This window comes from Enterobacter cloacae complex sp. CDL013, from assembly GCF_049238805.1.
GTDB classification, from domain to species: Bacteria; Pseudomonadota; Gammaproteobacteria; order Enterobacterales; family Enterobacteriaceae; genus Enterobacter; species Enterobacter hormaechei_C.
In genome coordinates this window covers 448411-458799 of sequence record NZ_JBMKGT010000005.1, presented here as the reverse complement: position 1 = coordinate 458799, position 10389 = coordinate 448411, and the positions used below count along the sequence as shown (strand labels likewise).

The 10389-nt window shown below is 55.4% G+C and carries 11 protein-coding genes and 3 pseudogenes; 11 read left to right on the top strand and 3 right to left on the bottom strand.

What is annotated here, in order from left to right; genetic code table 11:
• The 4 genes and pseudogenes from ACOTXD_RS12930 to ACOTXD_RS12915 all read left to right on the top strand — a co-directional run.
• Nucleotides 1-65 (top strand): annotated as a pseudogene (locus ACOTXD_RS12930) (dimethyl sulfoxide reductase subunit B); the annotation flags it as partial.
• Nucleotide 66: 1 nt separating this feature from the next.
• Entirely contained in the window at nucleotides 67-921 is an 855-nt protein-coding gene (locus ACOTXD_RS12925) for a dimethyl sulfoxide reductase anchor subunit family protein (RefSeq protein ID WP_032609102.1), read from the top strand.
• A gap of 44 nt (nucleotides 922-965) precedes the next feature.
• Nucleotides 966-1580 (top strand): Tat proofreading chaperone DmsD, encoded by a 615-nt coding sequence (gene dmsD, locus ACOTXD_RS12920; protein WP_061856146.1) that lies wholly within the window; start codon nucleotides 966-968, stop codon nucleotides 1578-1580.
• Between the two features lie 109 nt (nucleotides 1581-1689).
• Nucleotides 1690-2001 carry a YebG family protein gene (locus tag ACOTXD_RS12915; RefSeq protein ID WP_032634159.1) on the top strand — a complete coding sequence of 104 codons (312 nt, stop codon included), beginning with the start codon at nucleotides 1690-1692 and terminating at the stop codon, nucleotides 1999-2001.
• A gap of 175 nt (nucleotides 2002-2176) precedes the next feature.
• On the opposite strand, the gene catA is transcribed toward ACOTXD_RS12915, so the two are convergent.
• Both catA and ACOTXD_RS12905 read right to left on the bottom strand, forming a co-directional pair.
• Nucleotides 2177-2854, bottom strand: coding sequence for a type A chloramphenicol O-acetyltransferase (gene catA, locus ACOTXD_RS12910; protein ID WP_022651054.1), 678 nt, complete (start codon nucleotides 2852-2854; stop codon nucleotides 2177-2179).
• A gap of 85 nt (nucleotides 2855-2939) precedes the next feature.
• Nucleotides 2940-3387: pseudogene (locus ACOTXD_RS12905) on the bottom strand (LysR substrate-binding domain-containing protein); the annotation flags it as partial.
• A 62-nt stretch (nucleotides 3388-3449) separates the two neighbouring features.
• Between ACOTXD_RS12905 and ACOTXD_RS12900 the strand changes: the two are divergent.
• From ACOTXD_RS12900 to clcB, 7 genes and pseudogenes are all read left to right on the top strand, one after another.
• A pseudogene (locus ACOTXD_RS12900) lies at nucleotides 3450-3641 on the top strand (alpha/beta hydrolase); the annotation flags it as partial.
• A gap of 257 nt (nucleotides 3642-3898) precedes the next feature.
• Complete coding sequence (locus ACOTXD_RS12895) at nucleotides 3899-4648, top strand: YoaK family protein (protein ID WP_060580353.1); 750 nt, start codon at nucleotides 3899-3901, stop codon at nucleotides 4646-4648.
• 250 nt (nucleotides 4649-4898) lie between these two features.
• The gene (gene osmY / locus ACOTXD_RS12890; RefSeq protein ID WP_003857442.1) at nucleotides 4899-5609 is read left to right on the top strand and encodes an osmoprotectant ABC transporter permease OsmY; all 711 of its coding nucleotides are present in this window, start codon (nucleotides 4899-4901) and stop codon (nucleotides 5607-5609) included.
• An 18-nt stretch (nucleotides 5610-5627) separates the two neighbouring features.
• On the top strand, nucleotides 5628-6527 hold the full coding sequence (gene osmX / locus ACOTXD_RS12885; protein ID WP_023324570.1) for an osmoprotectant ABC transporter substrate-binding protein OsmX: 900 nt from the start codon (nucleotides 5628-5630) through the stop codon (nucleotides 6525-6527).
• Between the two features lie 8 nt (nucleotides 6528-6535).
• Nucleotides 6536-7183: an osmoprotectant ABC transporter permease OsmW gene (osmW, locus tag ACOTXD_RS12880; protein WP_006808875.1), complete on the top strand. Its 648-nt coding sequence runs from the start codon at nucleotides 6536-6538 to the stop codon at nucleotides 7181-7183.
• Nucleotides 7183-8331 (top strand): osmoprotectant ABC transporter ATP-binding protein OsmV, encoded by a 1149-nt coding sequence (osmV, locus tag ACOTXD_RS12875; protein ID WP_003857446.1) that lies wholly within the window; start codon nucleotides 7183-7185, stop codon nucleotides 8329-8331. Before osmW ends, osmV begins: the two co-directional genes overlap by 1 nt.
• A gap of 105 nt (nucleotides 8332-8436) precedes the next feature.
• Nucleotides 8437-9747 (top strand): voltage-gated ClC-type chloride channel ClcB, encoded by a 1311-nt coding sequence (clcB, locus tag ACOTXD_RS12870; protein WP_058674980.1) that lies wholly within the window; start codon nucleotides 8437-8439, stop codon nucleotides 9745-9747.
• On the opposite strand, the gene bioD is transcribed toward clcB, so the two are convergent.
• The gene (gene bioD, locus ACOTXD_RS12865; RefSeq protein WP_032658279.1) at nucleotides 9682-10377 is read right to left on the bottom strand and encodes a dethiobiotin synthase; all 696 of its coding nucleotides are present in this window, start codon (nucleotides 10375-10377) and stop codon (nucleotides 9682-9684) included. The genes clcB and bioD overlap by 66 nt on opposite strands.
• Between the last annotated feature and the right edge of the window lie 12 nt (nucleotides 10378-10389).

Here is a 10389-nt window from a genome sequence, read left to right as displayed (position 1 = left end):
CTAACGCCAACAGCCGTCCGACGGGGGACACCACCGGCTACCTGGCAAACCCGAAGGAGGTGTGAGATGGGAAGTGGATGGCATGAATGGCCGCTGATGATCTTCACCGTTTTCGGGCAGTGCGTGGCCGGCGCGTTAATCGTGATGGGCTTCGTCTGGCTTAAGGAAAATGATGACAAGGCCAGAATGCGCATCGTGCGCAGCCTGTTTTTTCTCTGGCTGGTAATGGGTATTGGGTTTATGGCTTCGGTGCTGCATCTTGGCTCCCCGCTGCGTGCCTTCAACTCGCTTAACCGCGTGGGCGCGTCAGCGCTGAGTAATGAGATCGCGGCGGGTTCGCTCTTCTTTGCCGTGGGCGGTTTCTGGTGGCTGGTGTCGGTTATCGGTAAAATGCCCCCAGCTTTGGGCAAAATCTGGCTGGTTGTCAGCCAGCTTCTGGGTATCGTTTTTGTCTGGGCGATGACCCGGGTCTATCAGATAGAGACTGTCCCGACCTGGTATACGGGTTACACCACGCTGAGCTTCTTCCTGACGATGGTCCTTGCTGGTCCTCTGCTGGCCGCGCTGCTGCTACGCGTCGCAAACGTGACATTCAAAGGTACTCTTGCCGCGTCTGTCAGCGTACTGGCAATTATCGTCTGCGTGGCGGTCGTCGTGTTGCAAAGCAATACGCTGGGGACGATACAGAGTTCCATCCAGCAGGCCAGCGCCCTGCTGCCAGATTATGGTTCGCTTCAGGTATGGCGCATCGCGTTGCTGGCGGCGGGTTTAGGCTGCTGGATCTGCCCGCTTATTCGTCGTCAGGAGCCAAAAACGCTCGGCCTGTTTGCAGGTGTCGTTCTGGTGGCGCTGGGTGAACTGATTGGCCGTGGGCTATTTTATGGTCTGCATATGACCGCAGGGTTAGCAATTGCAGGTTAACACAGGTGCGCGGGGCTACCCGCGCGCAAGTAAGGAAAGTTGTAATGAATGATGTCTCACACCGCGAATCGTTCGCGTTCAGCGCCCGGGTACTGGGCGCGCTGTTTTATTTCGCCCCAGACAGCGAGCAGACCGCGCCGCTGGTGAGTGCCCTGACCGCAGGTGACTGGGTTCAGGACTGGCCGCTGGCGGAGGAAAACCTGCTGCCTGTCGCCAGTATGTTTAAGACCCCATCGGATGAAGTGTTGAAAGACGCCTGGCAGCGTCTGTTTATTGGCCCGTATGCCCTGCCCGCCCCTCCGTGGGGCTCGGTCTGGCTTGATCGCGAGTCAGTGCTGTTTGGCGATTCGACCCTCGCGTTGCGTCAGTGGATGCGTGAAAACCATATCGCCTTTGAGATGCAGCAGAATGAGCCTGAAGATCATTTCGGAACGTTGCTGATGCTGGCGGCATGGCTTGCCGAGAACGGTCGCGAAACAGAACGCGACCAGCTTCTGGCCTGGCATCTGCTGCCATGGAGCACGCGTTTCCTTAGCGTATTCGTTGAAAACGCGGCCCATCCGTTCTACACCGCGCTGGGTAAACTTGCCCAGCTGACGCTGGCGGAATGGCAGTCCACTTTGCTGATCCCGATTGCCGAAAAAACGCTGTACCGATAACAGCACCTGGCTTGTCCACCCGTTGTGCAGGCCAGGCTCGCACATTTTTGCTGCAACACAACGTCACAACTGCTATACTGTATATAATTACAGTATATGGGGGTGCACAATGGCTGTTGAAACAAAATTTGTTGTCGTAAGAAAAGGTGAAGAGAAAATGACTTTTGCCAGTAAGAAAGAGGCTGACGCTCACGACAAACTGCTCGATATGGCAGAAGCGTTCACTGACTGGCTGTTGCAAAGCGGAATGCAGATGGATGAAACGCAGGCGGAGAACCTTGGTCTGTATCTCGCCGAGCAGAAAGAGTCCGTGCAGCATATCCTGCGTACCAGCAAGCTTCCCGAGCTCAATGCTGCAACGGATAAAACAGCATCAGATGCGGATAGCAGCAAAAAAATCCGGGCCGTCAAAGCCGCCTGATCGTCAGAACGACTCATCACCTGTCATGCCGCCGCGGGCCGGAAACGGCTCGCGGCTTCATCATGCATTATTTCGATCTTCTCGAAAACAATGCGATTGAACATTTTAATCTGTTCTGGCGTAAAATTTGGTTACAGCATTTCCTCTCGTCAGACGTATGTTAAAAACACGTGAATCACACGTTCGGCGCCTCTGAATGGTGTGGTAAATTATCACATAACTCTTGCAACTCGTTGATCATCCTGGCTACATGGAAGCCATCACAAACAGAATGATGGACCTGAACGGCGAAAGGCAACAAGACTTTTTCATCCTGGTTATAGTATTTTCCAAACGTGAACATGGGCGCAAAAAAATTCCGCATGTTAGCGACGTTGACGTTAAAACTGCTAAAACTGACCCACGGAATATCAGATATGAAAAATATATTCTCCCGGGACTCTTCTTTGGGCCAGTAGGCAAGATTATCACCATAGCGAGAAACGTCTTCTGCATAAACGTTCTGAAAGTGATGAATATTCCCGTCGAAGTGACTCCATAATGATGAAAACGTCTCCGTCTCTTTATGGAAAAGGGTATAGCTGGGATGCACCTCATTCCATATTACAAGCTCATTATCCTTCATGGCCATACGGAATTCCGGATGCCGGTTTACGACGTGAGAAATAAGGGAAATAATCGCAGGATAAAATTTCCAGCCAACCTCTTTGATATGCTTTAGCAGCACGGTAATGTCCAGCTGAACCGTTTGGTTAAATGTAGATTGAGCAAAGCCCTGAAATACTTCAAAGTGTTCCTTTCTTGCCCAACGTGATAAGTCAACTACCGTATATTCTGGCGTTATTTTTGTCATTTCAGAGCCTTAGTTGAGCTGCGCTATATAAAATAGTAGCGTATCACAAACGCAGGGGCTGTATAGACCGTAGCGAAGAGGCACCCTAAATTTTCAGCGTATCAATCACCGCTCTCAGCGCCGGGGATACGTTGCGGTGTGGATAATAGAGGTACAGTCCGTCCATCCGCAGGCTGTAGCGCTGTAAGACGCGTATAAGCGTGCCACGCTCCAGATCGTCAGCCACCAGCTCAACCGGGACATAGGCCAGCCCGAGTCCCAGCCGGGCCGCTTCGGCCTCCATGTAGCTGTCGGAAAAGGCCCATTGCCCCTCCGGGCGGTGAGTCACTCGCTTCCCATCCTGCACAAGCTCCCATTGATAGTGGTTACCGTCGGCGAACTGGTAGGCAATGCAGGGATGAGCATCCAGATCGGCGGGCGTCTGCGGAAAACCATAGCGCCGAAAATGCGCCGGAGCGGCAACCACAGCCATCTCCATATCGGGCGTGATGCGCACGGCAATCATCCGGCCCCAGCCGGACGCCAGCGTCGAATGAAAATATTCACCAAACTGTCCGCCGTGCTGCTATGCGCATCATTAAGTTGAGTTAAAACAATGAATTAGTAAGAAACACGAAATCCTGACGCCCGCGTTTCGATGGTGACAACCTGAGATAAGACCTTCGCCGAGAGCGATAAAGTCGACCACCGCAAGGTGACGTTCGAGAACCGATACGGGATCACCCTGGCTGGCGATCTGTACATTCCCAGGAACAGCGGCGACCAGATGCTGGCTTCTCTTCTCGTCGTTGTGAATTACATCTATGTCTACACTGAATCAAATCCCATCCCGCTCCAGCGAGCATGCATACTGGGCCGGTATTTATGCCCGCCAGTCTGCTCGCGTCATCAGCAATAAAGCATTATATTAACAAGGTTATTTTCTTTAATTACAAAACCTCGCACTCCTCCCGTTGAAATAATAATTAAGCAATATCCTGGTCAGCCAGCGACATCGCTTTGTTAGCTTGAGCGTTCAGGCAAAGCTCAAACCGGAGGTATTCTTTGCTGATTAAATTAAAGAAAGAACGAACGCATCAGGAGGATCGTCGTCTTGCCCTCTGGCTGGCGACCTCCGCGGGACTGCTGAATGCCATTGCGCTGGGCGCGTTCGGCTTTTTTCCCTCGCATATGACGGGCAATACCTCGCAGCTATCCAGCGAAGTTTCCTCCACCGATCTCAGCGATATTCTTTTCTTCGGCACCATTATTCTTTCGTTTGTCTCAGGTGCCATCGCTGCGCGGATTATTGTTATCTGGGGGATTATCCATAACATCAGGCTGGTATTCAGCCAGGTTCTGTTTGTTGAAGGGCTATTACTGGCAGGGGTATCCCTGTACGAAATGTATTTTCACTCCTTTGCCACGAATCAGGAGATTATTATTTTCCTGTGCGGGTTGATGGGAATTCATAATTCCACCTCCACTCAGCTATCCGGTGGACGGGTAAGATCCACACACATCACCGGCACGCTGACCGATGCGGGCATTTCGCTGGCCTCCGTTATGGTCGCCATGATGCGCCGGGATTATTCCAAAGATACGGCCGCGCAAAAGAGTCAGCTCAAAACCCATTTAACTACCCTTTTCTCCTTTATCAGCGGAGGTATCGCGGGGCTGATCCTGTTCAGAGAGTTTGGATTCCACGCGATGCTGGCGCTGGGCCTGCTGCTGGTAGTCGTCGCCGCCTTCTCTATCGTCCGCATCTCGTGGCGGGTACGAAAAGTGCGCGCCGCGCTTAGTCGACAGGTTTAATCAGCACGCCTTACGTGACATTGTCACGTAAGGCGTGCTTCTTTAAGACTATTCTGCCTGCCCACTGACAGCCCTTATGCCATAAGGCTTCACCCAGGTTGTCACTAATTTCATAGGGTTACTGTTTTACCCCCTTCGCTGGAACCCTTCCGTTTCGCTTGCTATAGGTGAAGTACCCCTGCCGAAACATGGCATAACAACAGGCAACCGGTGGTTGCTATAACGCATGCGCACAGGGAGACACACCGCAATGCACCCATTACTTAAACGTTCGCTGCTTTTTGTCGGCGCGATTATCGTGGTTCTCGCTCTCCTCACCTGGGGAATTGGACTGGAGACGATTAAGGCGCGCCAGGTTGACCTGATCTACCTCGGGCAACAGCACCTGATTCTGGTCTTTTCATCAATGTTCTTTGCCCTGCTGGTGGGCATTCCAAGCGGTATTTTGCTGAGCCGTCCAGCCGCGCGTGGTATCGCCGAATATGTGATGCAAATCTTTAACGTGGGTAACACCCTGCCGCCGCTGGCCGTTCTGGCGCTGGCGATGGTGGTGATTGGCATCGGTGATAAACCGGCCATTATCGCCCTCTTTCTGGCCTCTCTGCTGCCGATTGTGCGTAACACCTATGCCGGGCTGTGCTCTGTTCCCGCGTCGTTGCTGGAAGCGGCAAACGGTATCGGCATGACCAAATGGCAGCGCCTGCGTCAGGTTGAGATCCCTAACGCGTGGCCGGTGATGCTTTCTGGTATTCGCATTGCCACTGCGATTAACGTCGGTACCGCACCGCTGGCATTCCTGATTGGCGCCAGCAGCTACGGCGAGCTGATTTTCCCTGGGATCTATCTGAATGACTTTCCGACGCTGATCCTGGGCGCGGCGGCCACCGCCCTGTTCGCCCTGATTCTGGATACGCTGCTGGCGGCACTGGGTCGACTACTGAGCCCGCATCTCGCGCGATAATTATAACAAGGAGCTTCTATGAGACTGTTTTCCGGCCTGACGGCGCTATGCGCCGCCGCGCTCTTCACCAGCCAGGCGCTCGCCGCGCCGCTGATCCTGGCAACCAAGAGCTTTACCGAGCAGCACATTCTCTCGGCCATGACCGTGCAGTATCTGCAAAAGAAAGGGTTTCAGGTGCAGCCGCAGACCAATATTGCAACGGTGATTTCCCGTAACGCGATGATCAACAGGCAGATTGATATGACCTGGGAGTACACCGGCACGTCGCTGATCATCTTCAACCACATCAACAAACGCATGTCGCCACAGGAGTCATACGAGACGGTGAAACGCCTCGACGCGAAGCACGGTCTGGTGTGGCTTAAACCTGCCGATATGAACAATACCTATGCCTTTGCCATGCAGCGCAAGCGCGCCGAGGCTGAACATATCAATACCATGTCTGAGATGGTGGCAAAGATTGAGCAGATCCGTAAAACCGATCCGGATAACAACTGGCTGCTGGGCCTTGACCTGGAATTTGCCGGACGCAGCGACGGGATGAAACCGTTGCAGGCGGCCTACAAGATGGAGCTGGACCGCCCGCAGATCCGCCAGATGGATCCGGGCCTGGTCTATAACGCGGTGCGCGACGGGTTTGTCGATGCGGGGCTGATCTACACCACCGACGGGCGCGTAAAGGGCTTCGATCTTAAAGTGCTGGAAGACGATAAAGGCTTCTTCCCGAGTTATGCCGTGACGCCAGTTGTTCGAAAAGACACGCTGGAGGCTAACCCGGGGCTGGAGGAGGCGCTGAACACCCTCTCAGCCCAGCTCAATAACGACGTTATCACCGACCTGAATAAGAAGGTGGATATCGACCATCAGTCACCGCAGCAGGTCGCCCGTGATTTCCTGCGTAGCAAACAGTTGCTGTAGGAGGCGCTATGGAGACGATTCACTATATTCTCGACAACTGGGACTATCTCTTAACCCTGACGCTGCAACACCTGTGGCTGGTGGCACTCGCCGTCGGCCTGGCGATTATTATTGGCGTGCCGCTGGGCATTTTAATTGTCCGCCATAAATGGCTGGCAACGCCGGTGCTGGGGATTGCCACCATTGTGCTCACCATCCCGTCAATTGCGCTTTTCGGCCTGATGATCCCGCTCTTTTCGCTGATCGGTCAGGGCATTGGCGCCCTGCCCGCGATTACTGCGGTGTTCCTCTATTCGCTGCTGCCGATTGTGCGTAACACCCATACGGCGCTCGACAGCCTGCCCCCCGGCCTGCGAGAAGCGGGACGCGGCATCGGCATGACCTTCTGGCAGCGTCTGCGCTGGGTGGAAATCCCGATGGCGCTGCCGGTGATTTTTGGCGGCATCCGCACCGCCGTGGTAATGAACATCGGCGTCATGGCGATTGCCGCCGTGATCGGTGCGGGCGGGCTGGGCCTGCTGCTGCTTAACGGTATTGGCGGGAGTGATATTCGTATGTTGATTGCGGGCGCGCTGATGATTTGTCTTTTAGCGATTGTGCTCGACTGGTTGCTGCACCGTTTGCAGGTGGTACTGACTCCGAAGGGGATTCGATAATGATAAAACTGGAAAACCTCACCAAACAATTTTCACAGAAACACGGCCAGACGTTTAAGGCCGTCGACAACGTCAACCTGAACGTGCCTGAAGGGGAAATGTGCGTGCTGCTCGGCCCGTCCGGCTGCGGGAAAACCACTACCCTGAAGATGATCAACCGTCTCATTACGCCAAGTAGCGGGACAATCCTGATTAACGGCGAAGACACCAGCGGAATGGACACCGTGACCCTGCGCCGCAACATTGGCTACGTGATCCAGCAGATTGGCCTGTTCCCGAACATGACCATCGAAGAGAACATTACCGTCGTGCCGCGCATGCTGGGCTGGGACAAGGCACGCTGTAAATCCCGTGCCGAAGAGCTGATGGATATGGTGGCAATGGATCCGCATAAATTCCTTCACCGCTATCCGCGCGAAATGTCCGGCGGGCAGCAGCAGCGTATCGGCGTCATCCGCGCGCTGGCAGCCGATCCTCCGGTCCTGCTGATGGATGAACCGTTCGGTGCAGTCGACCCGATCAACCGTGAGGTGATCCAGAACCAATTCCTTGAGATGCAGCGCAAGCTGAAAAAGACCGTGATGCTGGTGAGCCACGATATTGACGAAGCGCTGAAGCTGGGCGACCGTATTGCCGTCTTCCGTCAGGGGCGTATCGTGCAGTGCGCCAGCCCGGACGAGCTGCTGGCGAAACCCGCGAATGAGTTTGTTGGCTCGTTTGTTGGTCAGGACCGGACGTTGAAACGCCTGCTGCTGGTATCGGCGGGCGACGTCACCGACCAGCAGCCTACCATTACGGTACGCGAATCGACGCCGCTGCCGGAGGCCTTCGCCACCATGGATGACAACGATATTCGCGCCATTACCGTGGTTGATGAGCACGGCAAACCGCTCGGCTTTGTGAAGCGCCGCGAAGCGCGTAACGCCAGCGGCAGCTGCGGGGATATTCTGCATCCGTTCCGTATGACCGGTAAGGCCGAGGATAACCTGCGCGTGGTGCTTTCTCGCCTGTATGAGAGCAACACCAGCTGGATGCCGATTGTGGACGAGGACGGACGCTATAACGGCGAGATATCCCAGGATTATATTGCGGAGTATTTGAGTTCAGGGCGTACGCGCCGGGCATTAAATATTCATAGCGAGAGTTAAGCATTCAGGCCGGGTACTGCCCGGCCATTTTCCGCACGCATACCTTTTGCTAACCTCCCGATTTCCCGCCACAATATTGTATCGTCCCCGTTAAATCACGACTTCATGCAACGTCTTCACGCTTACCCCGACATCCGCGCGATGTTTCGCCGTCTCCTGATTGCTACCGTCACCGGCGTGCTGGCGGCGCTGGCCGTTGCGGTGTTCCGCCACAGCATGTATCTGCTGGAGTGGCTATTTCTCAGCAACGAAAGCGGAAGTCTGGTGAACGCCGCAGCCGCGTTATCGCCCTGGCGGCGGGCGCTGACGCCTGCGCTAGGTGGTCTGGCCGCGGGAGTGCTACTGTGGGGATGGCAGCGCATGACGGCACAACGTCCCCACGCCCCGACCGATTATATGGAAGCGCTGGAAACAGGTGACGGCCAGTTTGATTACGGCGCCAGCCTGGTGAAATCCCTCGCGTCGTTGCTGGTGGTCGCCAGCGGCAGCGCCATCGGCCGTGAAGGTGCCATGATCCTGCTCGCCGCCCTCGCCGCCTCCTTTTTTGCACAACGTTGTACGCCAAAATCCGAATGGAAACTGTGGATCGCCTGCGGTGCCGCCGCCGGGATGGCCAGCGCCTATCATGCGCCGCTGGCGGGCAGCCTGTTTATCGCAGAGATCCTGTTTGGCACGCTGATGCTGGCCTCCCTCGGCCCGGTGGTGATTGCCGCTGTAGTGGCCCTGCTGACCACGCGCCTGTTAAGTCCCGGCGCGAATACGCTATATGATGTCCATCTCAGCGAGATGCTTACGGCGGTGGATTATTTCCTGATCGTTGGCGTGGGTCTGCTGGCTGGCGTTTGCGGCCCGCTGCTGATGTGGCTGATGGCGGCCAGCCACAGGCTGTTTCTGCGTCTCAAACTCTCACCGCCGTGGCAGCTGGCGCTGGGTGGTCTGATCGTCGGGCTGCTGTCGCTGCTGACGCCGAAAGTATGGGGGAATGGCTATAGCGTGGTTCAGGCGTTTTTGCAGTCGCCGCCGCTGCTGTCGGTGATTGCTGGCGTCTTTATTTGCAAGCTGCTGGCGGTACTGGCAAGCAGCGGGTCCGGCGCGCCGGGAGGCGTGTTCACGCCAACCTTGTTCGTTGGTATGGCAACGGGAATGCTGTTTGCGCAGATCTTTGCGCTGTGGTTTCCTGGCTCTGAGACGGCGATCCTGCTTGGGCTGGCGGGAATGGCGACGCTGCTCGCCGCCACAACGCATGCGCCAATCATGTCGGCCTTGATGGTCTGTGAGATGACCGGGCAGTATTTTTTACTTCCCGGTTTGCTGGTTGCCTGTGTTGTGGCGTCGGTATTGTCGAGAACGCTACGCTACGACTCGATCTACGGCCAGCATACCGCCGAAAGCCGAGAGATCGATATAGTGCGCTAATTCGCGCTGCTCTGCGCGGGGCAGATAAGGCAGTTCGCCTACCAGCGGGCCAGGCAGCTTTTTGCTCAGCACGTCGATGATTTCAGCGTAGTGCGCAAGGCCCGGGTTAATACGATTCGCCACCCAACCAATCAGCGGCAGGCCGTCATTAGCGATAGCCTGCGCCGTCAGCAAGGCATGGTTGATGCACCCTTCCTGGATGCCCACGACCATAATCACCGGCAATTGCTCCTGCACCACCCATTCGGAAAGGGGACGTAAATCGTTCATCAGGCTGCGCCAGCCACCGGTCCCTTCAACGACAACGTGGTCAAGCTTTTCACTCAGATTTGCCAGGCCATCAGAAAGCAGGCTGTAGTTGATAAGCCCACTGTGAGCGACGCTGCTTTCCTCTTCGCTTAACGCGATAGGATTGACGGCATCATAAGGCAGTTCCAGAGACGAGACGCTTTGCAGAACCAGGGCGTCCTTATTGCGCAGCCCTTCTGGCGTCTCTTTACTGCCTTTTGCAACCGGCTTGTATCCTGCAACGCGTTTACCGCTTGCCGCCAGGGCCTGGAGTAACGCGCGGGATACGACTGTCTTCCCGACAGACGTATCCGTACCAGTGATAAAGAAACGCTTAAGCATGACTCATTCCAC